Origin of the sequence: Shewanella oncorhynchi (genome assembly GCF_030848765.1) — a bacterium.
Lineage (GTDB): Bacteria > Pseudomonadota > Gammaproteobacteria > Enterobacterales > Shewanellaceae > Shewanella > Shewanella oncorhynchi.
The window spans coordinates 2,114,553-2,139,968 of sequence record NZ_CP132914.1; the positions used below are offsets into that span (position 1 = coordinate 2,114,553).

Annotated in this window: 34 protein-coding genes; 28 read left to right on the forward strand and 6 right to left on the reverse strand. The window is 44.7% G+C overall.

All coding sequences use genetic code 11. The features are described from left to right. Positions 1–90: 90 nt before the first annotated feature. The 6 genes from RA178_RS09630 to RA178_RS09655 are packed head-to-tail and all read left to right on the forward strand — an operon-like array spanning position 91 to position 3,697. Positions 91–915, forward strand: coding sequence for a helix-turn-helix domain-containing protein (locus tag RA178_RS09630; RefSeq protein WP_306685242.1), 825 nt, complete (start codon positions 91–93; stop codon positions 913–915). Then, the gene (locus RA178_RS09635) at positions 912–1,595 is read left to right on the forward strand and encodes a replication protein P (protein ID WP_306685243.1); all 684 of its coding nucleotides are present in this window, start codon (positions 912–914) and stop codon (positions 1,593–1,595) included. Before RA178_RS09630 ends, RA178_RS09635 begins: the two co-directional genes overlap by 4 nt. Beyond that, positions 1,585–1,809: a hypothetical protein gene (locus RA178_RS09640; RefSeq protein WP_006082025.1), complete on the forward strand. Its 225-nt coding sequence runs from the start codon at positions 1,585–1,587 to the stop codon at positions 1,807–1,809. Before RA178_RS09635 ends, RA178_RS09640 begins: the two co-directional genes overlap by 11 nt. Then, entirely contained in the window at positions 1,810–3,078 is a 1,269-nt protein-coding gene (locus tag RA178_RS09645; protein ID WP_306685244.1) for a tyrosine-type recombinase/integrase, read from the forward strand. Between the two features lie 54 nt (positions 3,079–3,132). Further along, entirely contained in the window at positions 3,133–3,348 is a 216-nt protein-coding gene (locus RA178_RS09650) for a helix-turn-helix transcriptional regulator (RefSeq protein ID WP_006082023.1), read from the forward strand. Next, positions 3,338–3,697 carry a hypothetical protein gene (locus RA178_RS09655; RefSeq protein WP_306685245.1) on the forward strand — a complete coding sequence of 120 codons (360 nt, stop codon included), beginning with the start codon at positions 3,338–3,340 and terminating at the stop codon, positions 3,695–3,697. The genes RA178_RS09650 and RA178_RS09655 overlap by 11 nt, the downstream gene beginning before the upstream one ends. Before the next feature lie 370 nt (positions 3,698–4,067). Here RA178_RS09655 and RA178_RS09660 read toward each other — a convergent pair whose 3' ends face one another. Then, entirely contained in the window at positions 4,068–5,027 is a 960-nt protein-coding gene (locus RA178_RS09660) for an integron integrase (protein WP_306685246.1), read from the reverse strand. 319 nt (positions 5,028–5,346) lie between these two features. On the opposite strand from RA178_RS09660, the gene RA178_RS09665 reads away from it, so the two are divergent. From RA178_RS09665 to RA178_RS09760, 21 genes are all read left to right on the forward strand, one after another. Further along, positions 5,347–5,991, forward strand: a complete 645-nt coding sequence (locus RA178_RS09665) for a hypothetical protein (RefSeq protein ID WP_306685247.1) — start codon at positions 5,347–5,349, stop codon at positions 5,989–5,991. 108 nt (positions 5,992–6,099) lie between these two features. After that, complete coding sequence (locus tag RA178_RS09670) at positions 6,100–6,405, forward strand: hypothetical protein (protein ID WP_306685248.1); 306 nt, start codon at positions 6,100–6,102, stop codon at positions 6,403–6,405. A gap of 93 nt (positions 6,406–6,498) precedes the next feature. Further along, the gene (locus RA178_RS09675; RefSeq protein ID WP_306685249.1) at positions 6,499–6,864 is read left to right on the forward strand and encodes a hypothetical protein; all 366 of its coding nucleotides are present in this window, start codon (positions 6,499–6,501) and stop codon (positions 6,862–6,864) included. Between the two features lie 109 nt (positions 6,865–6,973). Further along, on the forward strand, positions 6,974–7,294 hold the full coding sequence (locus RA178_RS09680) for a hypothetical protein (RefSeq protein ID WP_306685250.1): 321 nt from the start codon (positions 6,974–6,976) through the stop codon (positions 7,292–7,294). Between the two features lie 80 nt (positions 7,295–7,374). Further along, on the forward strand, positions 7,375–7,755 hold the full coding sequence (locus RA178_RS09685; RefSeq protein ID WP_306682172.1) for a DUF6896 domain-containing protein: 381 nt from the start codon (positions 7,375–7,377) through the stop codon (positions 7,753–7,755). A 712-nt stretch (positions 7,756–8,467) separates the two neighbouring features. Beyond that, positions 8,468–8,800, forward strand: coding sequence for a hypothetical protein (locus RA178_RS09690; RefSeq protein WP_306685251.1), 333 nt, complete (start codon positions 8,468–8,470; stop codon positions 8,798–8,800). A gap of 107 nt (positions 8,801–8,907) precedes the next feature. After that, on the forward strand, positions 8,908–9,222 hold the full coding sequence (locus RA178_RS22185; protein ID WP_503167886.1) for a MafI2 family immunity protein: 315 nt from the start codon (positions 8,908–8,910) through the stop codon (positions 9,220–9,222). Positions 9,223–9,303: 81 nt separating this feature from the next. Further along, a complete protein-coding gene (locus tag RA178_RS09695; protein WP_105252261.1) occupies positions 9,304–9,819 on the forward strand; it encodes a hypothetical protein in 516 nt (171 codons plus the stop codon). 61 nt (positions 9,820–9,880) lie between these two features. Next, the gene (locus tag RA178_RS09700; protein WP_028760228.1) at positions 9,881–10,318 is read left to right on the forward strand and encodes a GNAT family N-acetyltransferase; all 438 of its coding nucleotides are present in this window, start codon (positions 9,881–9,883) and stop codon (positions 10,316–10,318) included. A gap of 78 nt (positions 10,319–10,396) precedes the next feature. Next, entirely contained in the window at positions 10,397–10,804 is a 408-nt protein-coding gene (locus RA178_RS09705) for a hypothetical protein (RefSeq protein WP_219256185.1), read from the forward strand. 95 nt (positions 10,805–10,899) lie between these two features. Beyond that, positions 10,900–11,187 carry a hypothetical protein gene (locus RA178_RS09710; protein ID WP_173497769.1) on the forward strand — a complete coding sequence of 96 codons (288 nt, stop codon included), beginning with the start codon at positions 10,900–10,902 and terminating at the stop codon, positions 11,185–11,187. Between the two features lie 79 nt (positions 11,188–11,266). Beyond that, positions 11,267–11,626 carry a DUF2750 domain-containing protein gene (locus tag RA178_RS09715; protein ID WP_028760225.1) on the forward strand — a complete coding sequence of 120 codons (360 nt, stop codon included), beginning with the start codon at positions 11,267–11,269 and terminating at the stop codon, positions 11,624–11,626. 76 nt (positions 11,627–11,702) lie between these two features. Next, positions 11,703–12,350: a hypothetical protein gene (locus RA178_RS09720; protein WP_306685253.1), complete on the forward strand. Its 648-nt coding sequence runs from the start codon at positions 11,703–11,705 to the stop codon at positions 12,348–12,350. 66 nt (positions 12,351–12,416) lie between these two features. Continuing rightward, the gene (locus RA178_RS09725; RefSeq protein WP_115334425.1) at positions 12,417–12,869 is read left to right on the forward strand and encodes a DUF6985 domain-containing protein; all 453 of its coding nucleotides are present in this window, start codon (positions 12,417–12,419) and stop codon (positions 12,867–12,869) included. Positions 12,870–12,992: 123 nt separating this feature from the next. Further along, positions 12,993–13,253 (forward strand): hypothetical protein, encoded by a 261-nt coding sequence (locus tag RA178_RS09730; RefSeq protein ID WP_115334426.1) that lies wholly within the window; start codon positions 12,993–12,995, stop codon positions 13,251–13,253. Between the two features lie 85 nt (positions 13,254–13,338). After that, positions 13,339–13,788 carry a hypothetical protein gene (locus tag RA178_RS09735; protein WP_306685254.1) on the forward strand — a complete coding sequence of 150 codons (450 nt, stop codon included), beginning with the start codon at positions 13,339–13,341 and terminating at the stop codon, positions 13,786–13,788. A 98-nt stretch (positions 13,789–13,886) separates the two neighbouring features. After that, positions 13,887–14,183 (forward strand): hypothetical protein, encoded by a 297-nt coding sequence (locus RA178_RS09740; protein ID WP_115334427.1) that lies wholly within the window; start codon positions 13,887–13,889, stop codon positions 14,181–14,183. A gap of 86 nt (positions 14,184–14,269) precedes the next feature. Then, positions 14,270–14,716 carry a DUF5086 family protein gene (locus RA178_RS09745; protein ID WP_256613031.1) on the forward strand — a complete coding sequence of 149 codons (447 nt, stop codon included), beginning with the start codon at positions 14,270–14,272 and terminating at the stop codon, positions 14,714–14,716. 115 nt (positions 14,717–14,831) lie between these two features. Next, positions 14,832–15,212, forward strand: coding sequence for a hypothetical protein (locus RA178_RS09750; RefSeq protein ID WP_306685255.1), 381 nt, complete (start codon positions 14,832–14,834; stop codon positions 15,210–15,212). Between the two features lie 75 nt (positions 15,213–15,287). Next, on the forward strand, positions 15,288–15,614 hold the full coding sequence (locus RA178_RS09755) for a hypothetical protein (protein WP_306685256.1): 327 nt from the start codon (positions 15,288–15,290) through the stop codon (positions 15,612–15,614). Between the two features lie 81 nt (positions 15,615–15,695). Next, positions 15,696–16,130, forward strand: a complete 435-nt coding sequence (locus RA178_RS09760; RefSeq protein WP_306685257.1) for a hypothetical protein — start codon at positions 15,696–15,698, stop codon at positions 16,128–16,130. Positions 16,131–18,503: 2,373 nt separating this feature from the next. Here the strand turns inward: RA178_RS09760 and RA178_RS09765 are convergent. The 5 genes from RA178_RS09765 to RA178_RS09785 form a co-directional block, all read right to left on the reverse strand. Next, a complete protein-coding gene (locus RA178_RS09765) occupies positions 18,504–19,247 on the reverse strand; it encodes a cupin domain-containing protein (protein WP_028759672.1) in 744 nt (247 codons plus the stop codon). A 174-nt stretch (positions 19,248–19,421) separates the two neighbouring features. Next, entirely contained in the window at positions 19,422–20,537 is a 1,116-nt protein-coding gene (locus RA178_RS09770; RefSeq protein ID WP_306685258.1) for a DcaP family trimeric outer membrane transporter, read from the reverse strand. A gap of 127 nt (positions 20,538–20,664) precedes the next feature. Beyond that, entirely contained in the window at positions 20,665–21,801 is a 1,137-nt protein-coding gene (locus RA178_RS09775; protein WP_306685259.1) for a porin family protein, read from the reverse strand. Positions 21,802–21,841: 40 nt separating this feature from the next. Further along, complete coding sequence (locus RA178_RS09780) at positions 21,842–22,210, reverse strand: cytochrome c3 family protein (protein ID WP_012089430.1); 369 nt, start codon at positions 22,208–22,210, stop codon at positions 21,842–21,844. Between the two features lie 5 nt (positions 22,211–22,215). Then, a complete protein-coding gene (locus RA178_RS09785) occupies positions 22,216–23,736 on the reverse strand; it encodes a flavocytochrome c (protein WP_219251615.1) in 1,521 nt (506 codons plus the stop codon). 346 nt (positions 23,737–24,082) lie between these two features. On the opposite strand from RA178_RS09785, the gene RA178_RS09790 reads away from it, so the two are divergent. Further along, the gene (locus RA178_RS09790; protein WP_105252712.1) at positions 24,083–24,850 is read left to right on the forward strand and encodes a TetR/AcrR family transcriptional regulator; all 768 of its coding nucleotides are present in this window, start codon (positions 24,083–24,085) and stop codon (positions 24,848–24,850) included. Positions 24,851–25,416: the final 566 nt, after the last annotated feature.

A 25,416-nucleotide genomic window follows, 5' to 3' on the forward strand; every position in this document is an offset into this window, starting at 1 on the left:
CCTATACCTAAAGTGAGGCAATATCATGTTACTGAAGCATGGGGTTTGCGTCAATTCAACTTTGTGGGTTGCTCCGTTTGGGGGTGACTTATGAGTATGGAATTGATGGTAAAAGCGATGAAGGCCAAGGTGGGTAATCCACTGCGTAAGCTGGTGTTGATCAAGCTTGCCGATAACGCCAATGACCAAGGCGAATGCTGGCCGAGTTACGAGTATATTTCGCAGGCTTGTGAGATAAGCGAGCGGTCGGCGATTAACCACATTAATGCGCTGGTTGACGTCGGACTGGTGCGCAAAATTACCCGCAAGAGTGAGCATAAACGCAATACATCCAACCTGTATATTTTGGACTTTTCATCGTGTGTTCTGAGTGATAAACCTGCTCAAACCCTACCTTTTACTGAGGGTGCAGCAAATTCACCCCTAGAAAATACTGAGGGTGCAGCATATTCACCCCTAGCCAATTTTGAGGGTGCAGCAAATGCACCCATGGGTGCAGGAGATTCACCCTCTGAGGGTGCAGGAGCTGCACCCAGAATCTGTCACTCTTTTGAACCTATCAAAGAATCTTTAAAAGATAGTTGTCCAGCAACGAGTGCTAAGTCGGTTTTCAATGCGTTTTTCAAAGCGTATCCCGCCCACCGCAAAGGCGGCTCGGATTCGGCTGCATGGAAAGCGTGGAAGGCCGAAAAGCTGACCGATGCCGATTGCGTGTTGGCGGTGACGTGGTTGAAGGACGCTGCGGCGCTGGATGCCAGTTGGGGCTTTAGCGCGAACGGCCAGTTTGTGCTCGGTATTACCAAGTTTATCCGCGAACGCCACTGGCTGACGCCGTTGCCAAGACCGATGGGTGCCGCGGTTGGGCAAGTGGATTGGAGCTACGCGGTGTATGACCCTGAGGACCCCTTGATATGACGGCCAATCAAAATGCGAGCATGAAATCACTGCAGACCTTAATCCGCCAGCCGCTGGTTGGGCAGGGGCGTGTGAGCCAACCTGAGCCGACGGCGATGGACATGGCGATTGTAGACAGCGTGTTTAGCAAGTTGCGGGTGTTGTTTCCGGTGAGTGCGCCGCGGCCTGAGGATGAAGCGACCCACAAAGCCGAGTGGCTAAAAACTTTGGCTGCACAGGGGATTGCCAGCCGTGAGCAAGTGCAAGCGGGGCTGAATCGCGCCAGACGCGAGCAGGGCGATAGGCAGTTTTGGCCGACACCGCGTCAGTTTGCGCTTTGGTGCCAACCCACGGCCTGTGATTTAGGGCTACCCAAGTTAGAGGCGGCGTTCAAGGAGGCAACGCGCCATTACCATCACCCTGATAAGCATACGTGGAGCCATGATGTGGTGCGCTTAGCGGTGCGCGAGACAGGCAGTTGGATGTTTGCCACAGGGCTTGAAAAGGATGTGTTGATGACGTTTGAGCGCAATTACACAGTGTTATGCAGACGTTTTAGCCGTGGCGAGTTGACCGATGTTGAATTGCCAAAGGCATTACCCGAAACGGTGACGCGGCCGACTGAGGCAGCCAAGGCGAAATCAATTATTGCCAATTTACGAACCAACCTTGGGCTTAAGGGGGCAAATGATGGCGACTAAACCACTGACCCAGCGCGAACGCTTGATGCGCATCATCACCGGCAAACGGTTTTGGACCCTGTTTGAAATCCAGCAAGAGAGCTTTAACCGCTTTGGGGTTCACGACAGCGAGACGGCGTTAAGTGCGCGGTTTCGGGATATGCCGATGAACCAGCGGGTAAAACGGATACGTTCGGGGACCCATCACACCTTTGAATATCGGTTGGAGGGATAGATGGCGCAGGTGATGACAGCAACAGGCGTGGAGCAAGGCAAGTTAAACGATGCGGTATTGCGCCGTTGGTTGCGGGCAGGGATAACGCGGGACTTTCGGGATACGCAGTTTCCGGCGGTGCGGTTACGGGCCTCGACCGATAGACGCCAAGCCTCGGTGTATTTAGTGATGAACGAAGCGGGCAAAACCGTGTGGCAAAAACAGGGCGTGTGGCCCGTGATGTGCTTGAAGACCTTTCTAGCAGAGTTACCCAGTTTGCTCGCCAAACGCAGCATGGGCCAAGTGGTAATCAGCAACGAATTTACCACTGTTTCGCAATTACTGGCGTGGTTTGTCACCCACGTTGAATGCAACCGCACTTTAAGCAACAGCTGGCGCAGTAACTGTAAATCGTTAGTGAGTAAACATCTCAGTGGCTGCTTTGGTGAGTTACCACTCAATGAGCTGAACTTTATCGCGGTGGACAGTTATTTAATCAAACCCATGTTGGCGCAAGGCTATTCGGCCAATTACATCAAAGCGGCGGTGAAGGTGTTGAAACGGGCGTTATCGGTTGCGGCCGATTTACGGGTGTTAGACAGCAATAGCTTGGCGGGGTATCGGGTGCAAATGAGTTTGAAGATGCCCCCTTTGGTGGGCACACAATTAAGCGAGTCGGATGTGGGGCCGTTATTCAGCGCATTGCGAAATGCAGCAAGACCGGTGGCCATGTTGTTTGTGTTAATGCTGATGTTCGGTACCCGCATTGGTGAAACCCGCTTGGCACGTTGGGACCACTTTGCCGGCGATTACTGGTTTATTCCCGCCGAGAATGCCAAGAACCGCCAAGAGCATCGCTTACCTATGACGCCGACAGCCAAGAAGCTCATTACCCATTACGCCCAGTGGCAATACACCCATGTGGGCAAGCGGGCGTTTTTGTTCCCAGGCGAAGTGGGGCCGGTGAGCATTCGCACCGCGCAATATTGGAGTGAAACGATTCGGTTTAAGGCGTTTACCTCCCACGCACTGCGCAAACTGTGCCGTACGATTATTGCCGATATGGGGGTAGATACCATGGTGGGTGAGCGGATTTTGAATCACACCTTGCCATTATTGCTGCGCACTTACGTCAACAGCACCCTAGATAAGGGCATGTTGATGGCGTTGGATGCCTATCATGCGCACTTAATCACACTGGGGTTTGATGATGTGGCGCCCGAGATTATGCGCCAATCGACCACTGAGCCGAGCGAGTCAGACGAGCCAATGTTAGTGGGGTGGTTATGACAATGACAATAACAAATAGCACAACTGGGTTATGGACTTCACGCAGGAGGATTTATGGCTAATCGCGCCGCGGATGTATTGAAAGTAGGGCGCCGTTTACGGGGCATGACCCAAGACGAAGTGGCTGAGATTTACGGCATTAGCCGCAACACTTACCAACGTTGGGAAAATGGCCGTACTACAGCGCCCTATGACGATGTGACATCGATATGCCTTGATGTGTTTAAGCTTTCCATCGAGAAGATAAATGAGGTGGCCAATGGGCTTTAGCGATGAACCCGAGCAGAGGATGAACATTAAGGCGTTGCGGTTAGGGTTATATCGCTGGGGCCGCTATTGGGTGCACCAAGAGTTGGGCAAGGGGTTTTCAAACCGCAGCGCCTGCGACCGTTTAGGCGAGTCGCTGGGCGGCGGCAACTTAAAGCACGAACTCAACGTGCCTGCCCACGTCGCCCATTTTGACCAGCTCGTTGAGCAGTTATCGATTAACTGCAAACGCGCCATCCGCACCCATTACCTCTGCAAAGAACAGTGGGCCTTAATGGGATTTGACAGTAAAAAGTCTTACATCTTCTGGCTAAGAAAAGCCGAAATGGCACTGCTAGATAGGATGAATTAGAAGGAACGCCCTCTTACGAGGGCTGGCGGGTTAGACGGTTGTCCACCAAGACTGCTAACCCGTTGATTGGATTTTATCAAAGGTTCAGACAGATACCTATGCAAAATCATTCGCGATTAAATGATGCACTGAGCTTAGGTGTGATCTCTATATTGATCATAATGAAACTAGGCTTTTATAAATGATTGTTTTGTGGATTTATCGTTTTGGTGCTCTTGCCGCAATACGTCTTTATGCATTTGCTTGGGCAAAACGCCAGTTACCCCCAAGTGTTTTACGGGGCAACCCAAACACTCTGTAAGTTAAGTGTTAGTTGACCTGAATTAGTAATACGACTAGAGGCAATCGAGATTGCTTTATTACTTAGAATTTATAACTTATCTAATGGACTCGTTGTCCCTGCGTAATGTTGGCCAAGCACATGGGTGTAGATTTGTGTTGTACTAACGTCATTATGGCCAAGTAGCTCCTGAACACTTCTGATATCACTGCCCGATTGAAGTAGATGGGTTGCAAAGCTATGTCTAAATGTATGACAGGTAACACGCTTAGTTATTTTGATGTTACGCACCGCATTGCCGAGCACTTTACGAATAACACTCTGATGAAGATGATGCCTGCAAAGCGTTCCTGTATAAGGATTAATGCAGGTTGTGGTTGAAGGGAAAATGAACATCCATCCGTGTTGCTTAAAGGCATTTGGATACTTACGCTCTAACGCATTGGGTAGGGAAGGGCCGATCCCTTGTTGGTTGTCACGGTGTTGAATCTCCATTGCCTTATTAATATATGCTGTGAGTTTAATGGCACATTTATGGCTAAGGATTGTTTGTCTATCTTTATGACCTTTACCATCCCTCACAGTCAACGAAGCTTGTTCAATATCAATATCTTGGATACGTAACCTGAGGCATTCTGAAACTCTCAGTCCACTACCATAGAGTCGTTCTATTATTAGCCTATCGCGGCCATCAAGCTCATTTAGTATTAGTGAGATTTCTGATGGGGATAACACAGTAGGTAAATAACGCTGTTTTGTGGCATAGCAAAAACCTAAGTTTCCAAGCTCATGATGCAAATGTTTCTGGTACAAATAGGCTAACGCGTTCAGTGCAATTTTTTGAGTGTTGATAGCCACATTCCGTTGATTGGCAAGGAAGGTTAAGAATTGTGCGACCTCCTCTGTTCCCATCGTTTCAGGATGACGCTTGTGGTGAAAGTTAATGAACGCCTTGATCCAATACAGGTAGGATTTTTCTGTTCTGATACTGTAACCACGCATGCGCATTTCTTCTTGAACACCGCTTAAAAAAGGGCTTTTTATACTCATGATAGCAATCCTTGCTTTTACTGTTTATATATACAGTATTATTTAGAAATCGCTTAAATCAAGGAAGAGTGTAAATTTTTTTGCGCGTTTACACTTATGTTAAATTATATATTGTATTAATTATCAATAAGTTATTTTTTGATGGTTTGAGATAATAGGTTTGGGAAACGCGCATGCGCGTTTTTCCAGATGGTGTATTTGAAAAAAAGCTGATAAGTTCCTTTTATTACAAGTAATTAACAGTGCGCGTTTTTACTGGTCTAATGAGGTAAACGCGCATGCGCACTAATAAAATGTTCGGCGGCTTGGGAGGGCATCAATGTCAGATGACCATAACCGTGTGATCGATGTCGAGGCTCGCAGAGTGTTGAAGCCGTTCGGGCTCGTGCGGAAAGGAAAGTCGCGCGTGTGGCTCGACGATCACGGATGGTGGCTAATTCAGGTGGAGTTCCAGCCAAGCGCTTGGTCGAGGGGCAGTTACCTCAACGTGGGCGTCACCTGGATGCTCTACGAAAGCAGCGTCGGCGCGTTTCACGTTGGAAGCCGAGTCGATGTCCCGTTCATATCTGCAGTCGGCAATGAAAACTTCGCGGAGGAGGCCCGCAACCTTGCCTTGCGGGCCAAAGAGGAAGTCACAGCGCTGCGATCAAAGTTCGAACATCTCCCTGCAGCAGTAGGCCATTACGGAGAAGTACTAGAACGAAGGAGCATATGGGACGACTACTTCCACGGAGTATTCCTGGGCCTGTCGGGAGACTCCACGAATGCGAAGCTCGCATTCAATGCCGTCCCGAAGCATCGCGTTCAGTACCAGTGGGAAAAAGCTCTTTCTTATCGAGCATCGGAACTTTCTGAACTCGTACCTAATCGCGCAGCATTCACCGACACCATTCGCGGGATCGTTCTCAGAACTCGGAGTGTCGGAAATCTTCCGGATTGGGAGGGCGACATTGTCTTCGCTTGATGGATCGGCTGCGGCGCCGCCGAACAACACGTTGCACCCGACGTCCCTGCCTCCGCGGCTTCGCCGCTTCAGCAGGCCCGCGGGTGAACGTGGGCGTTAGAGGTACTGATGCCGGATTCCGAAACTAAGTTAAGGCAAGCGCTAGCTGAGGCGTTGAGTAAAGCCGAGGAGAGAGGTGATCTCGTCATTGCTACCAGCATCGTGAGTGATATCACAGCACCAATGGCTGAAGCAGTTAAAGCTGCATACGCGGGCATATTCACGACCCAAGAGTTGGCGGCTTTGAGCAATCTAGTTTTTCAGGCTACTTCTGACAAAAATTTTTATGATTGGGAAATGCCAACTCTGGTTGGCTATACGCATGAAGAGATGCAGAGGCTAGGTGCAAAGCTCCGTGCGCTCGCAGTCCTCTAACAATCGGCTGTTGTCGCCCCTGCGGGGCTGGGACGGCCTTTCCACCGCTTCGCGGTTACAAGTCCGCCCCAAAGCCGGGCGTTAGGGTTTCAAATGGAACTGACTCAGTTAAATAGTTATTTGGCTTTACTGGCGGGCCCCGTTTATACAGAAGTAATCTCTATAAATAAGCACGACATCACCGGGTTGCTGAAATTAAAGTTTCATGGTGATATTGGGACAAAGGACAAGGGTGAAATAGAGATAGAGTTTATAGGTGTAGAAGCTCTAAACATAGCATTTAGTATTTTGGCTCCAGTACAAATTGCCCAGATAAACGACGCAGCGTCACTTAAATTAAATTCGAATTACATTGATAGTGACTGTAACTTATATGAATTAACCGATGATGTCGGTTCAAAATGGTGGGTTTATGCTAAAAGCTTTAAAGCTAATGTGCTCCCTGTTTTCTATGGCTAAAAACCCTAACAATACGTATAACTCGCGGCCTTTGGCCGCTGGGACGCCAACCCGCTGCGCGGCTCGTCGCCCGTGTGCTTTGCGTTAAAACTCTATGAGGGAGCAGGGTTTGTCTTGGAAAAAAGGGGATTTGGCGGCATATAGTTCGGTATTTCTCATCGTATTGTTTGTTGGTATTTCGTTATATTCCTCAGTTCGCGCTGTTGAATGCGGCGGGGAGTCAGATCGCGAATGCTATGTGCCATTATGGCAATCAATATCCCTATATTTGGTTATTGCTCTTTATGCTATTGCCATGGCCGTCGGTGGGTTTGAATGGGTGAGAGGAAAGCTAAACAAATTCAGCTCGGCTTCCCTAATTGTTTCATGTATGTTCCTAGCCGTGTTTGTGGGTGGACTTGTGTGGCTTTATATGCAGTCAGGGCACTAAGTTTTAACAAGCGCATTAAGGATAAATTTTCGCTGCGCTTCAATTTTCCGCAAATGCGGTCGTTATGCATTAAGGATGTCATGAGTATTAATCCAATCAAAGTAGCGATTCCATTATGGTATGCCCAAATGAGTTGGGCTAAGGAGCTAATTCGGCTTGGATTCGGACTATCGAAAGCAGAAGACATTCTTTCTAGAGAAAATCGTGGCTGCAAATTGGTGCCAGGAACAACTTGGTATATTCGCACTCATGGCATCGGTGTAGATGTTTTTAAAACTCCTGATGTTGGAGGTATAGATTTTGATTTTGACAAACCCGACCCAGACCCATGGCGTATGCAGATCTTTGTTGAGAGACAAGTCAATGATGGAAACTTACCCTATGAGAACTATCGTGAATTACTTGATGATGAAGAGCTAATGAAAAAAGCCATTTCTGAGGCATTGTCACAAAGTGCATAACAAACGCCAACACACCGCGCCTTCGGCGCTCGACTCGCAACAAGTTGCTCGCGTGTGTGGCGGGCGTTAGGTCTCTAGATGAGGAGTTGATTTGAAGTCCGTTATTGCAATCGCTGGCCTGCTGTGGCTTGTTGGGTGTGCTTCCACATACAGCCTTCCCACGAATTCGCCATCTGCAACTATGACGCTGGACCTTCGATCGGAGTCCAAGGGGACGACTATGCAGGGGTACAGAGTGTTCGCATACCAAGACATGAACTGCACGCCGTCGCCTCTAGGGTCACTGATTGAGTCGAAGCAGTTCACGGGTGCCGTCGAGAAGATTGGCCCAATCAAGGTTGTGGCCGCCTCCCAGCTGACCTTTGCGGTCTTGTACGGAGAGTCTCGAATGGCGCAGAACCGCCAGTGCAGCTTCACGGCTTCGTTTCTCCCCCGCGCCGGTGAGTCATACGGTGTTCAGTTCGCGGTTGCGGACGGAGCCCTCGCCTGCGGAATGAAGATTACAGACGGTGCTGGGCAGGAAGTGTCTTTTAAATCCCCGTCATCCTCCTGTGCGGAGACTTTCGCGGGCAGGGTTAAGAACGGTGGAACTGGCGTGCTCAATTGGACTTTCAGATAAGTGGCAAAGAGACCTAACCATTCCATCGATCGGATGTCCAACCGGCTACGCTGGTCGGCCACCGCTCATGTCAAACGTTAGGCATTCATCATTATGAGTCCATATATCCTACCAGTAGCGCCATTGTCCCAGGTCGTGTTCGTTCATGACTACATTCAGTTGGTGTTTCAGGATGCTTGTTTTAGCATTTACAACACAGCTGAACTAAAGCAGGACGGAAATTTGTTACTGCAAGGGCAGTTTGGTTTTTGTGATGCAGTGGTAAGTCTTATCGGTTTACCGTTAACATCAGCTTCAAGTCAGCCCTTGTTGTCACTTAGATTTCAAGGTGGGGCGGAGTTTGTTGTTACAGAAGCTTGTAGCGGGCCTGAAGCATGGCAGTACAGTTCACCAAGCTCGCAAACAGTGGTTGTTCAAAATGCCTAACAAAGCAGCGGTGCACAGGCAAAAAGCGCCTGTGCTGGACCTCACTATCGTTCGGCCGCTGTTTGCGGCGTTAAGTGTCTATGAGAACTGAGCACGATATAAAATTAATGCAGTACGCCCAGAATGCACTTCTAGGTGAAGTTGCTCCATCCTTTAGGGCTGTATCATTCAAGTTGTCCTTAGACGGTGAAGACTTTGTTGCACGTTTTATATTCGATGGCGAACCCAGTGAAGAATCTAAGGAAGTTGCTAGTGTTGTACTAACCAATATCCTCGCAAATTATTCTAACAACCATCGTAGTTATTCAGAGGAGATGTTGGCTGTTCCATATCCCAATAGAATGGAGCATCTTCCATTGCTGGTCTACCTTCGTAACGAAAACGATTGGAACTCATGGTCAAAACAGTACGAAAACACTTAACAAGTTTGGTAAGCGGGACAAATTTAAGCGTGGCTCCGCCACAAATTTGCCCCTTCCAAAAGCGTTAGCTAAGGATAAAATTTGCGTAATCTAATACTTGTTCTTTTTATATTGATTGCTGGATGTGCGCCAAATACGGCCACTTTTATGAGTCCAAAAGGACTTGGTGGTGACGTCATTATAAATGGCTGCGCACAAATCCCATCAACTTTTCGATATGAAATGGAAGGGGCCAGTTTTAAAGTTAATTTAGGTAACAATTCTGTTTATTTGGTAGTCGAAGTCGTAGATGGTAGTAGTGTTGAATGGCAAAACAATGAAATAAGTGTTCAGGTAAATAATGAAAAATTCACTGAAAAAGCCAAGGATTTAATACAAAGTGATCGAGTTAGAGAGCCTTGTGGTGGTTTCACTAGTACGTTTAACTGTAAATCTTACCGAAGCTACCATTTGAATATAGAGTTTGAATCGCTCATTGGTGCTTCTAAAGTAAAAATATTGCCTCCAATACCTATGGTAAATAAAGTGCCTTTTAAAGTTTCAGAAATAGAATACAAAAAAGTGACAAAAACACTAATGCAGGCAATCAACTGCTAACAAGAAAAGCCAGCCGACGCGTACCGCGCAGCTGCTTTGGGCGTTAGAGCTAAGGAAAGTCATGAGTATCACATTGGAAGAGATTACAAGTTCAAATTATGAAGACGTATGTGACTTAGATGTCACGAATGAGCAACAGGAATATGTTGCGAGCAATATGTGGTCTTTGGTTGAATCACATTACTGCCAAGGGCATACCTGCAGAGCTATCTATCAGAACGATAAGCCTGTCGGTTTTTTCATGTGGGTATCTGAAACGCCTGAAAAAGTTTCTATCTGGCGCTTTATGGTGGATCAACGCTATCAACAATCTGGTATTGGCAGAGTTGCACTAAATTTGGCGCTCAATGAAATCAAATCCAGTGACAAAGTAAAAGAAATAGAAATTTGCTATGACCCTGAAAACCCGGTGGCCAAAGATTTTTATTCACGTTTTGGCTTTCAGGAAGTGGGTTTGGATGAAGATGGTGAAGATATGTTGGCAGTCATCAAGCTGTGAGCTCTCACAATCGCCTTAAACATCGCGGCCTCTGGACTCGCAACAAGTTGCTCGCCGTTTAGGCGAGCGTTAAATGCCATGGACACATTAGAGAAACTCGCACAGAAAAATAAAGCTCATCAGAAGCAGCAGAGTAATGATCGCTTTTCTACTGTCGCCATGATCTTGGTTTTGGTTCCATTTTTATTTGGAATTGCCATCGATGTAGGGGCTATTAATTCATCTCTGAACTTTAACCTTTGGTTGTATGGCTTCGGTGCGCTTTTCTTTGGGTTACTTCTAGCGGCCATGGGAGATCTTATGCTTTTCTCGCGCTGGTTAAAAATTTCTGGTTTAATTATTAGCCAAGGTTGGTTCATTTACTTTTGGGCTTTTCAAATGCAATCTTGGCTAGCGTTTGTACCATTAGTGCCAGCATTTGTTTTACTACAAATACAAATGCCCAAAATCAAAAAACAAGCTGAGCGCGAGAAAAATGGCATTTAACAAGTTAAATCATCGGAAAACCGCTCACTGGCTGCGCCAAAACGTTCGCGTTTTCCGCTGTTTAAAGCGTTATACATCAAAAGGATCTTGCAGATTTGTCTATCTGGATTAGGAAAGTAACTGACGGGAATTCGGAGAATTATGTTCGCTTGGCTGAGGAGTCCTGGGATCTACCAGAATTATTTAAAATTTTTGAAAACTGGCTTACCGAACATGCCGATAATCTCCCATCTGGACATCAGTGGATAGCCGATATTGGTTTCACACCGAGAGAAGGGGCTAATGGTGGAGGTCCTATTTTGTCAGTTCAACTAATGAAAAAGTGTACTGATTTAGGTATGTCTATTTATCTCTCGGAGTACAACGATGAAGATGATGTATAACAAGTTAAATCATCGGAAAACCGCTCACTGGCGGCGCCAAAACGCTCGCGTTTCCCGCTGTTTAAAGCGTTAGGTGCTTATGAGTATCGCTTCCGCGCACGCTGCCGAATTTTATCGTGAAGTCGCCGAGTCAAATTTCGTATGGGGAATAAAAGACTCTGGTGGCTTCCCTGCACCACTAGATGCCAGTGGGAAGCGTGCAATGCCTTTTTGGTCATCGGAGTCGCGGGCGCAAACTATTATTCGCAGTATTCCTGCATACAGTAGCTTTGTACCCGTAGCAATTGAGTGGTCTGTTTTTTGCGAGCGCTGGGTTCCAGGTTTAAAGAAAGATGGTTTACTTGCAGGCGTTAATTGGGCTGGAGCTAAAGCGTCTGGCTTTGATATTGAACCAAGTGATTTACAGCGTAATGTTGAAGCTCTGCGCCAGAGCACCTAATCAGTGGTTCAAATCGTTCGCTCCGCTCTCTGGGACTTGCTAAAGCAAGCCCCTTAACCAAACGTTAGGTGTTTAAATGAAACAATCCGAGTCTGACAAACTTCTGAGCAAGCTATTAAGGGAGTATTCAACTCGCTTTGGATGGAAATGTAGTCGTGGCTTTGTGTTTAAAAAAGAAAGAGAGTCGTTTTTCACTATTTTGGTTACAGGAATTCCAAAGGCGAAAAAGCTATCTTGGTCGATTAGCTTTAAACACTATGATTTCGATGATGTTTTCTGGGATGTAGTCAAGCTCCCAGAAAACAAAATGCAGCCCCTAAGTTTTCGAGCCTGTGGTGCTTGGGTTGCCCCAAGCATGGAAATTCAAAGTGGTTCTGCTTTTCTCAATGAGTGGGAAGAAGAAAAAATATCAGAGCAAATACGAAATATATTTGAAGAGCTAGACCCACTAAGTATTAAAGTTGCATCATCTATTAACACGTTCAGTAGTAATCTTGAAGTATTGGAAAATTACTACGCGCAATTAATGGGGAAATATCCAAATGCAGTAAGAACCATTTGGGTAGAACGGCTCTTAACAAGGTTGCTTGAATCCAACCTAAAAGAAGCCAAGGAGATTTCAGATGCAAGAATTGCGGAAGGCGACGAAGGTGGTTTCAATTACGCAGGCCGCTCCTTGTATAAGTTGGCAAATGAATATATTGAAACATTTAAAAACACCTAACCAGCGCATCCAAGTGACGCCCAAAAGCGGCTCACCTGATGCTTGTTGTTATAAATCTAGGTAAATATGGAAGTAGCCGAAAAAATAATTGATCAATTAGAATTAATGGGACACGATTTAGAGGGGGAAATATCTTTTCCTGCTTTAGGTGAAAGTGTTTTGTTTACTATAGGGTTATCTGGTTCTGGTGAAATAGAGCAGTCGCATAAAGATTCTATCAACTGGCTTTACAATAATATCGAACTTGAGTTCCCTAAAATTGAGGAAGCAATTTTCCAATATTACCAGAGAGTCTTACCTGATTATCATCTTGGTTTAGGGGAGTATGCCGACGAGCTAATGCCAAAGCTATTCGCACCTAATGAAGTGTGGAACTATATCACCGAACCAGGAGTGTTCATGTTTCCTGAAGATGAAGGTGGAGAACTTCATTTAGAGTATGAGTGTACCTTCGATGTAGAGCATGGTTTGAGAGTCGTAATTAAAAACGGAAAAATATTAAGGGTTGGCTTAGAGTAATCGATTTATAACAAGGCCATTATGGTAGTTGGACGCAAAACGCTTGGCTTGCGCTCCTTCGTCGCTAAGTTTAGCCAAGCATTTGTGCGCCCTATATGGCGGCGTTAACTGTAAAAGCAAACTATGGAAGAAACCGAGAAAATCGAAATGTTAGCTGATGCGGTGAGCATCGCTAAGAAAATATTGGCGGGTGATATTGATCCTAACCTTGGTTGTGCCAAGCTCGGAGAAATCAACCGTGATCTTGATTGGCCAACTGAGCTGGCAGCATTTGGTCTTCTTGCACACGAACAATACGACCATGAGAACATAGGCATCACAGTAGAAAGCTGCGTTCCGGAAATTATCGATGAATGCACCAAGTTGGTTGCCAGTCACAGTTAACAAGCGCAGGCACAGCGACGGCTTTTTCGTTGCGGCTTCGCCTCCACTACAAGGCCGCGCGTGCTGCGGGCGTTATAGGTCAATCATGAAGAAGTGTATTTTTACTCTGTTAGTTATTTCTCTATTTGGTTGCGCTGCAAATAAAGAGTCTTTGTCTAGCGACGCTCATGTATTTAACCTAAATGGTAAAAATATGAGCGTCTCTGAAGGTTTGCTTTCAGAGGTTCGTGAGAAATGGAAAGGTAATGGGAGTCGTATTGTTACAAGCAGCCTGCTAAACGAAGCTGATGTGCAATGGTCTCTAGACTACATCGCTCTAATGGAGGCCATTAACAGTAAAGAGTGCAATTCACTTCAAGTACTCCAAACTAGAAAATATGATCCTATCAAAGACATTGACTCAACAGGGGCCAATATAGAGCCGGGGTTATTCGACTATGTTTGGGTGGTTCAAGTCTGTGATGCTCAAAGAAATTATCGGTTAGTAAATCAAAAAGGAGATAAGTCATTTACACTTTATCCACTAAACCTATAACAAGTTTATCAACGAACGCCACTTCGTGGCTGGACAGCCTAAAGCGTGGCTTCGCCACAGGCTGCCCGTTATAAAGGCGTTATAGCTACAGGACTGCAATGAAAGGAAAGTACACAAAAATTATTTATGAGTTTTGCCAAAAAGAAGGCATAGATATTCCTATTGGTTTTGGTAGGAACTCTGCTTCTCATTTAGTGGTAATACGTTATGACCTTGAGAGGCCAAAGTTGATTGCCAAAACCTTTTTCAAGAAAGAAGACTTACACTATTATATTTCCACATATTTAATGGATTTACCTCGCAATGGTGATGGCTTAATACCAGCGAAAGTTGTGGACTTCAAAGAAAATCTAAGTTACCAAGTTTTGGAAAGCGGTGCTCTTGTGCTGCTATAACAAATCGCGCCAGGCTCGCAAACTTCGTTTGCTGGATGCTTTGTAAGTCGCGCATTTAGCGAATCGCTGCGCGAAGTTTATCGCACATGCGCAACTTACAACGCGCCCCTGCGCTCAACGTTATGCATTTTGAGGTTTATGTGCACAGAATTTTATGGTTGATCTCTGGCCTGCTTGCAAGTAGCGCATTTGCTTCAGATCTAGCTACACACAAGGCCGGAATCTGGACTATTGAATCTACCGAAAATATGAGTCGGTGGGTCATCATTCATAACCTTGAGAGCGCAGCGACTACCGGTGTATTTCATATTGAAGTGATTGGTCGAAAACATGGCAATGCTGCTTGGCAAGTCGAGCGCTTAGTTCGCCATATGGCAATCACAGAAAAAGTATTGAAGGCCAGTGTTAAAGACTCTCTGAATAAAGGCGGTGTTTATCCTGAATCTTTTGACAATGCTTATTCGTCTTGGCAGAAAGAAAACAATGGCAAGGGTGGGGCAATTTGCGACACATCCTTAATAGAGTGCATGTAAATGCATAACCAGGCGTTGCAGTGGATGCCCGACACTGTGCGCTTACTTGCACAATGTGCAAGTAGGCACTCCGTTCCGGCCACCACTGAACTTGGCGTTAACTGCATGGATTAGCATGGTCAAGTTTCTGAAAGTAATTGCATATGTTCTTATTGGAGGAGTGGTCATAGTTGGTGCATTGCTTTTGTGGTTTGACCGCTCAAAAGATATAGATTTTACCATTTACCATCCTGATGCTTGGGTTACATGCAACGGAAAAATCAACAAGGATTCAGTTGAATATGCTCAGCTTAATAAATGGTTACAACTGAATAACTCAAGTTGGCAAAACTATGTAGCAACTGCTGCTTCTGGTTATTTTTATAAATCAGACGATATTACGATTCATGTATATAAGCATGGCGTAGTCGTTAATTATTATGACGGTCAAAACTGGTCTCAAGTGCAAAAGTCCGTTGATACAAAGGAAATTCATGGTATTTGCAAAAGCAGTTAACAAGCCAATTCAGCGGAAATTTTACTCGCTGAAAAACGCTCATAAAATCCCCTGCTTGGGGCGTTAGTACGATAAATGACGAATCGAGAAATTATCACTCTCATGCACAAGCTATCACACGGCAGAATAGGACCTTGTGGTAATTGGGTGCGGGTTTTTAATGATAGTGAAGAACTGGACGATCGGAAGTTTAGTAAACTCCTAAAAGATACTATTCAATCCGACATCGTTCTGATATATCAAAGTTCAATCAATGTCACTGAAGCGAAAGCTTCTGAAGCTTTCGAAATAGTTGCCCAGTTTGTTAAGCACGGTGTAGGTAAAATAGCAGACGTAAGGTTTACGTCGCAGATTGAAATAGACCCGTTAGGCGTTGGTGCGGTATATCGTACTAACAAGTAAATTATGTTCGCCCAGCAAGCTGGGCTGGGACGCGAAAACAGCACGCGCCCCATATTTAAAGCGTTATGTTTCAGGACAGTCATGAGTGAATATTTGGAATTTGAGCGATTATCCGAAATAGATGATCTGCTGAAACTAAGAGTGAAAGGCGAAAGTAGTGGATTTGCCGGTATAGCCGATTGCTACGTTAACGAAGACCAATTTCAAGAGTTTTGCACTCAACTAATTGGCTTTCCCAAGAAACGAGAGGATAGCGTTCGGTTTTACTCTGGTGAGAGTGATCAGTTGTCTCATTTCGATATTGTGTTCTCTTGCGCCGATAATTCTGGGCGCATATTGGCGACTATACAAATTGTATCCAGAGATACCCGTTATCCCCGAGAAAAGGTATGTTTTGTAGCTTCATTCTCATTTAAGGTGGAACCAGCCGCATTTGATCGTTTTGTAGGTGGCTTATCTCGGATATCGGTAATTAATAATGTGGGTTCAAAAGCGGCCCTAGTAAATGGAACATAATAATACGCATCACTTGCGGCCTGCGACCGCTGCGCCTCGTCGCCAGTGTGCTTTGCGTTAGGATCCTTTGCTATATGCCACTCATAAGAATCAATTTACTGTTACTGTTCAGCTTATTGGCAACAATAGTATTACTGGTTGCTGCTTTCTTTTCTTACGATTTAGCGCATGGAAATTTATGGCGTTTTTTATCATGGCCTGCTCATAAGGCTCGGCTCTGGAATGGCGGCATCGTGCTCCAATCAATAACTGACTTCATATTCACAAAGCACAGCCAAGGCAATGTACATATCGCAGAAGCCTTGATATTAATTTTTACGTGGTGGCCAGTAACATTTGCAGCCATGTACTTTACATTCCGAACCAAGCGTACAGGCCCCTAACTAGTGGTTCAAATCGCTCGCTTCGTTCACTGGGACGAGCCCCGCCCCTTAACCAAATGTTAGGTTTCGAAACATGATCGCACATCGACTGTTTTTGTTTTTATCCTGCACGGTCTATGTTGCGGGTGTCATGGGGAGTTCGCACTAACTCATAATGGGGCAGAAGTGAACTAAAGCAGCCAGTCGAATCTGTTTGCATCGTGATTTGAATATTGGCAGGTTAAGTCACTAATCCAGTTCAATCGTGTGTTCAGTTCGACCTGTTCTTAGACCACTATTTTCACCTTCATACGTGTCACCCGATAACATTACGCTTCATGCCCTGTCGTCAGCTTTACCCAGTCCCAATGTACATCGTGAGTTGTGGGCAGTAACACGCTAATGCCGGTGATCGATTATGGCCGGTACTGGTCCTATGATCCTGCCGTGTGTTTACCTGCAGGTGTGTCCGCTAATCTCATACTGGCTAATCGTTTGTTCAGATAAGGGATGGATAGGGCTGATACCTCGCATCAATGTGCATGTTTACGTTTTTGTCAGCTGCTTTTTCCTGCAGATGTATTAGTCGTTCGGCATTTACTGATGTCTGTGGGTGAAGCCGGCATTGATAGGGCTGATATAGGCGTGCGGTGCGACAATGACAAGTGAGGATACCGCACGTTTTCTTCATCTTAGTTGTTACTGGTATGTTTCGTTCTGATAGGGGTATCACACCATTATGCTTCAACAGTTCTTCGATGCGGCCTAGATAATCCCTAGATCCCCTCAAAAAGTTGGGAGCACTCAAACCCATGCAGCAGTAGGGCTACAGGCATATCGTTGCATCAACCCTACAGGAGGATGCAACGACTCGCTTTTGTTGCTTTTGTGTTAACGCTTCAAGGGCGTAAAGGGTAGGGCAAAAGGTGAGTTTTTTGGTAGTTCTGGGTGAATTGATGGCGCCTAAATGGATCCTTCTATTCGGCTCACTGTTTCGGTCGCGGCCTCATCCTGCGAAGGCGTTATCCGCTCCCCGTTTTTAGTCATCGAAAGCAGGCGAACTGGGATGATCTGCACACTGTTTCTGAGTGATTGAACGCGTTTTTAGGCTCATGCTGCCTTAGTTTGAATTGTTATTGATATGTTTCTATTCAATGGGTGTTGTTCAGTGTATTGCACCAATATGGTTCAACCGTTTTTCGATGCGGCCTAGATAATCCCTAGATAGCCTCAAAAAGTTGGGAGCACTCTAGCCCATGCAGCAGTAGGGCTACAGACGAGTCATTGCATCAACCCTAAGGAAGGATGCAATAACGTGCATTTGTTGCTTTGGTGTTAAATATTGGCAATGGGGTGAAGAGGGTAAAAGCCAAGGTTTTAAACGGTTTTAGACGGTTTTAGGTGAATTGCTTCTGTCTAGGACTAGGCTCATTTTAACCGAGTGCCAGACTCGTTCTCTTTACCTATATTAGTCATCCTGCATGGATAGGAATGGAGCGATGATCATGTGCAATTATGAGGAATTTTGATTTTCAGATGGGCGGATTTTGTGTCTCGCCGATGCTCACGGTTTGATTGAAACCGAACGCGACACTTTATGATGATGAGAATCGCTCTCAACTCGATGTAGATGCGAACCATTATCATCGCGGGTCCTTCCGGCGCGGTTGATTGCGGGGGCAGTGACGCGCAGTGCTTCACTACATATGAGGATTTTAGAGGGCTTGGTTGTTGTTTTATTAGCGGGCTTTTAGGGGGCGTTCATAATATTGAACGCTATATATGGTGTTGATTATAAATAATTATTCTCCTTACTTTCTCCGAAGCTCAAAAAATAGGTGTGCTCGGATATACCAACTTCGACAGATCGATTTTGTGATCCTTTGATCTTTGCTTTATGCGCCAATGTTATATCTCCATTTTTTACTTCGCAGGATGAGGTAGTGGCGATATAAGCGGAGCAAAGAGGGCTAAACCACCTTCTTCGGAAGGTGGTTTATTTCAATTTGGCTTATTTTTTAAAGAATGCTTCGTTTGTACCGTATGGGCCTAGGTTAAGATCACGTTTACGAATGGCATCAACACGATCAAAGGCTTCTTCAGCCACTCTCAAGTTTTTCACATCTTTGCGCCAATAGTATTTAAAACCATCAAAATGAGCATTATTCGGATACCAATAGAACACGCCTAAACCCTCTTTGTTTAAAATTGGCGTGTTGTGGATATGAGCCCCAGGTATGTAGAAGTATTGACCTTTAGCTAGGGTTTCAAATTTATTGTTTGCTAATGTTTTACTTGTGCCATTTACGACGTAATAACACTCAGGTTGGCCATGAAAGTGCGGCTCATGATCTGACTTGCCACCATTAGTAATACCGATAACAACTGGGCTGTCAGACAATTCTTTCCAAATATAGCCAACGGGAGAGTTTTTAGGGTCGCAGTTTTTTGCCTCTAGGACATTGCCATTATCATCCAAGGTTTTACAGAAACGTTGATCCGCGGCGATGCTGTCGTTGGGTTTAATGGTATTAAAATCGATTTTGCCTGCTTCCCAATCAGTAATATAAGCTTCAATTTCTGGGTTACGACATTGCTCAGGCATAGTATCTTGTGGGACATAAGGAGTACTGTCTGCTGGCACCGGTGTCATTTGTTGGTATGGAAGTTGTGCATGGTTACATTGTGGGCCTTGCGCCATAGCTGCCGTTGATGCCAATGCGGCGATTCCAAAAAGCATTTTTAATTTCATCATTATCTATCCTATTGTCTTAATTTTTAAAATGGCGGTATTGTGTTGGTATTATTGTTCTGTCACTAACAATAAAGAGATTGGTCTACCGCAAAGGTGAAATGGATCACGTCATGTTTTCAGTGGCAAACTTATTCGTGACTCTGCTCGCGAATAATCTTATCTGCGACCCTAGCATTAGAAATGGAATTGCAGACTGACTTGTACATAGTTGGAGGCTCCCTGAGTTGCTCTGGGCTGGGATACTGTGGGCACAAGATAAGTGATATTGTCTTGCATTTGATAACGACCTATTTCAGCGCCTAAATTGAGTGATTGGGTTAAATTGGTGAATAAGTTAACCCCAAAATGACTGCGATCTGTTTGTTCTACTTTTGTGGATGTGTGCCCATAAAAGATACTTGAACGTGTGTGTTGGGTCCAAAAGTGCCTATAGGCGAACATGACGGATAAAGAATTTTCTAATTGCCCATCTGTGATATCTCTAGCTGCATCGGTTCCTACATAGCGCCCTAAATGACCATAGTGCAATTGGATACGAAGATCATCTTTCCCTATGGAATGTATTTTTGCTGCTATTGATGTACCACCACCCCATTGGGCTGTATCTGCGGAGTCTAAATATCTTAGTAAACCTGATATCGACACATTACCCCAGTCACCCGATTGGTTGTAACGAACGATCATGTCTGGCAGATAATCATGGTTGGTATCAATCCATAGCGGTTCTGTTGACGTGAGTGCTGTGGCGAATTTAGTTTGTGCACTTGCTTGTTCTGGTGCTTGAGTTCCGTAGGTGTAGGGGTTTTCTAGGGCAAACTGCCAATGGGTTGTGTCATAACGTACCAGCGCTTGCCTTATCATGGCTTGACCAACTAATGGCCCGCCTAAATCGGCCGTTTCAGCAAAGGTGCTGGTATTGACTAAGGTGGACCAAGTTTGCCCAGCCGTTACGCCTTGGTAGGATATAAATGCGTGCCTTAGGCGGGGGCTGTAGGAATTGGAAATGATCGGATTCCCCTGCGCCGAGCCAACAAAGTCAATTTCAGCAAAGGCTTGAACTTCATTTGAGGTGATGGTCATATTTACGCGACTTTCTTGCGCACTGAATTGAGTACGTTTAGTGTTATCCGCGAAAGAACCTCCACCTGTCCAACTGTCTTGAAACTTCAGATTACCTTCAACATAACGTGCGTTTGCCTTAATAAATCCCCCCATTTGTAACTCTGTTCCATAGAGTGGTGAAAACGGAATAAAAAATAGGGATAAGGCGAGTAAAGTGTGTTGCTTCATGGTTGGCTAAATCACATTGAAAAATAAAAAATGCCCTAATGAATAGGGCATAAAAAGAAGGGTCGATCAAAACCGCAGGAACGTCCCGATCGACTTGATTATTACAAACAAAAGTTAGAATGGAGAGTTAGAAATAATAGCCAAAGTTGATGTTAATGCGTTTATCCCAATCATTACCGACTTCCGGTAATCCAACATGGTCGTTATTGGCAGTAGAGAAGGTCATATTTTTACCCATAACAAAGTCGATCATTGTGTAGGTAGGACCTGCAGAAATCGCCATACCAGTGACGTTTTGCATACTGTTATCGTAGCTATCATCATCAACATCTGGCGTCATTAAACCAAAGTCGTTGTAGAACTTAATGCTACCCCAATCTGTGTTCACGGTTTTGGCAATGTTGATGTTATAGGCTTGGCCCTTAGAAGCAATTTCATACTGCCAGCTCACTACTGACACGCCAATTTTATTGGAGTCGATAGCATCTGCAGCATCGTATTCATATTGCATGGCTTGCATTTGTAAATTCCAGCCTTTGTAGCTGCTGTCTAGATGCAATGCTACGGCATAGCGATCGCCATTGTTGCCCGTCTCGCTGTTGTAGATTTGGCCATACTGCACAGAGCCACCAAAGGTAGTCGAGCCGCCTTCGTATTCTGTTGTATAAGTTTGGCGCACGTTTAACTGGTTAGTTTCTTCATTGTGATACTCAGTGCCATTGATGGTACCGGTATACAAATCGGTCGAATAACGCTTATTCTCGGTCGCACCATATTCAGCATTTTTGTAAAAGGCTAAATCAATATGCCAGCCATTTTTTTCGTAGGTGGCTTTAAGACCGATATCATGATCATCCTCAAAACCTAAGTAGTAAGGTAGACCAAACCACCAACTGTTAGAAATAAACTCGCGATTACCAAAGGGTACCTTGTTGATACCAAATTGCAGTTGCCAGTCTGGGTCAATGTTGTAGTAACCATAACCGTACTTGATATAGTTAGTGCCTGAAGTAAAACGGTATTCTGCGGCTAAACCGAAGTCGCCTTTTTTACCATCAAATTTAATTGCGGCCATATCAAAATTAAAATCGCCGCCTTTGTCTTTTGAGGCTTTGTCATAATCTTTATAACCATAGTTAACACGCACTGCACCGCCAACGTTAATACCATCTTCTTGTTGTTCTGCAGCAAAAGCGGCTGAACTCGACATGGCCATTGCAGTTGCAACCATGGACAGCATAAACCGAGTGGATTGTTTCATCATCGTTACCTTTTATTTTAGTATTTGAATTTTAATAATTAATTTACATTTCTTTGAACCAAGTACGGTGGCATTCAGCACAAACTGGGGCCTTTTTTTCGTGTTCAGCGTGGCAGGCTAAGCAGCTTGCACCTTCGTTGTAGTGCAACGATTTGTGCGGATGAGCCTCTGGGATCGGTAGCTTTTTCTCGTCAACGGGGATACTGGTTATGTCACCGTGACATTCAACGCACGCTGCGTCGGTAGCATTTTGCTTACCTGAACCTTGGTGACAGCTTTTACAGCCTTCTTGATAGAGAGACTCATGATTTACTCGGCCTTGAGTACTGCCTTTCATTTTTACCAGCTCTCCGGCGTTTACATTGCCAGCAAATACGAATCCAATAAGGAGTGTGAGTAGTAATTTATTCATAATATTTAAGCCTGCATGTCAGATTTGATGGTTTCAGATACGATAATTCCCATCGTCAAGCACTCTAGGCATGCCGTTGAACTTAAACGTGTTCCACCATGTGTACCACCGGTCGCTTCGCCAACTGCATACAGTTTCTTAATTGTCGTTAACGATTGGCTGTGCATAACACGGGCACCTAAATCGGTTTTTAATCCTCCCATGCAGTAATGCACTTTTGGCCAGATCCGCGAGACAATAAAGGGAGGTTTTAGCTGTACAGCCGTATCCATCATGCGGCCAAAGAGTGGATCAACACCTTTAGGTACTTGTTGGTTGTACTCAGTAACGGTTTGTTTTAACTCATTTAGTGGGATATTAAACTGCTTAGCTAATTGCTCTAGGCTATCGACTTTCCAGGCAATTTGGTCACGCACGGCACGGGTGACGCGTTCATCGCCAACATGGTCATCATGATTAAAAAACACGACAGGATAAGCGGGGGAACCATCTGCATTACGGTTTTTCATTATGGCGTCAGAGCAGGTTTTTCTGTCGGCACGTTCATTCATAAACCGTTTACCATCAAGAACATTGACGGAAATGCCCTTATGGAAACCAATCGACAGTAACGCATTTGACCAACCGAAGCCGCCTTCATCAGGCGAACCCCAGTGGCCAGTTTGAATAAAGCTCATATGTATAGGCAGTGCACCGTGTGCCATGGCTGTAAGGGTGACTTCTCCAGTCGCTCCTAGCGCATTGGTGCAATCAAGTGTCTTATCAAGCGATGGATCAACCAGCTCACGCAGTTTTAAATTTCGAGAAAAACCACCGTGGGCAAGGATAACGGCCTTGTTAGCTTTGATATAGATTGTTTTGCCAGTTTTGAGATCGGGGAAACGATAATTTTGGCGAACTTTGAGGCCGATAATTTCCTGACCATCCATTATGAAATCTTCAACATAGTGTTGAAGACGATATTCAACTCCTTCTTTTTTACCCACTTCATAAAGTTTAGTGGTGATATCGCCGCCCACACCGTGTTGGGTACGAATCGCTCGTGCTTTATTATGTCCACCCACTTGCTGGTTAAATCCTTCGCGAAACTTTACCCCTGCATTAATACACAGGTCATAGGCATCCAGTGCGCGATTAGCCATTTGGCGCAACATGTCAGTATTTTGCATACCGCGGCCAGAAATGATCTGATCTTTAACCAGTTCCTCTGGCGAATCATCTTGAATGCCTTGGGCTAATTGGATTGGATTTTTGGGAATGGCTAGCCAACCGCCATTAATCGCAGAGTTACCGCCAATGACTTGCATTTTTTCCAATACAAGTACGGAACCAAGACCTTGGCGTTTAGAATTGAGTGAAGCAGATAAACCCGCGAAACCTGAACCCACGACGATAACATCGCGTGTTTCATCCCATTTTATGTTTGATGCGCACTCGTTAGCTGATGCTGCACTTGGCAGTGCGGCTGCAATACCGCCAATAGCTGCACCTGCCCCCAGTTTTAAAAAGTTTCTTCTATTATGCATGTTGTTCACCCTCTACTTCAGTATGCAAGCAAGATAGAGGCTATGGGGCAGGCTAAAGGTGAACTAAGTCACGGCTTTTTTGGAGTGGCAAACTTATTCGTGAGTTATGTCTAGAATAATCTTTTTTGAAAATGAAAGTTTTTTGCAACAAAAATGTAAGTGAAGGGATTTTAATCTATGAAAAAAACTTGTTGTTGCAATGTATGCTTGAGGTAACTCACAAAGAACATAAATAAAATGCTCACTTGCGTGAGCTTTATCCCGATTAGTCATCCTTACCCTATAACAGGCATAAGTTAACAACGCATAATTCACGCTTACTTAGCGTTTTATTTGGGTTTAGTGCATGAAATGTCCTTCTGACACACTATCTATTTTAAGGTGCAATCAAATACTGGATGCAGCTGAGCTGTTGATTGAGTCGCAAGGCATCGTCTCTTTTAAGTTTTCTCAACTGGCCAAAGAAGTCGGTTGTTCTACTGGCACCTTGTACAAATTTTTTGAACGTAAAGAAGACGTTTTAGTTTGTCTGTTCCTAAGAAGTGCAACCTCTAATCACTTGCCAATTTTTATTAATAAAAATCCTGAATTAACGGCTAAAGAACGAGTATTGTTGCCAATTCTATTTACCTTTGAAACGATAAAACGCAGCAAAAGCTTTGCAACGTTACGTTCTGTTTCTGTTAATACCATGGTATGGCAACTTGCTAGTGATGAAAAAGTCGAACGCTTTAAAAAGCGCATTAATGCGTTCTGGGGCTGGTTTACTGACTCGCTCAATCTAGCAGTAGAAAAAGGGGAATTAGAGGCGACACCATTACAGGTAAAGGAGTTAGTACAGGGCATCACCTTTTATTTAACCGGGGCGTTAACTCAATTTGAGAGCCAGCTTATCGCGCCAGAATACCTTTCTAATCGTCGCGAAACCTGTTACCGACATTTGGCTAAATTGATGGGGCAATATAAGTGGAAAATGCCCTTAACCCCAGAATTATATGATTCTTTAGAGGCCAGAACGATTAAGTTCTTCGACCAACATTATCGTGATCATATGAGTTGCGCTGCATGTAGTGCGCTGTCTTGTACAAATGGTGTTGGGGGTAACGGTGATTGAAATCAACAAAGCTCTGTTTCAGTAGGTTTTATACTTGTGCCCAAATTCAACTCAGAAGAATGGTTTCTTTTACGGATAATTTATCAAACTAGTGTGTTGCGGCTCTTCATAGCAATCTAATTTTTGATCAAACTTTATTATGTTCTTAGATAAAGTTGGTGAGAGGTTGGCCTGAATAAAGTCATCAGACTAGGTATGCTTGCAAATAATTCGTTCGCTGTTCATATTTCCAGCATGAAATATTCATTTAAAAAACAGATTAGATTTACTAGTGCTAAAAATAGTGCAAATTATACGGTCAAATACAGTGTAAGCTATTGAATACACAGGCTGCACATTTCGCATTTGCATGTAAATGCACATAAATTATTAGGGTAATTAAAACGTGAAAAATCACAGAATTTATTTTTAAATTCAGTTGGTTATGATTTGGCGATTCACTGTCATGGGGTGTCAGGGGTCGGAGGTTCGAATCCTCTCATACCGACCAAATTCCTCTTTTTATAAGAGTTAAAAAGCCTGCAAACTTAATCGTTTGCAGGCTTTTCTATTTTTATGCGATTTTA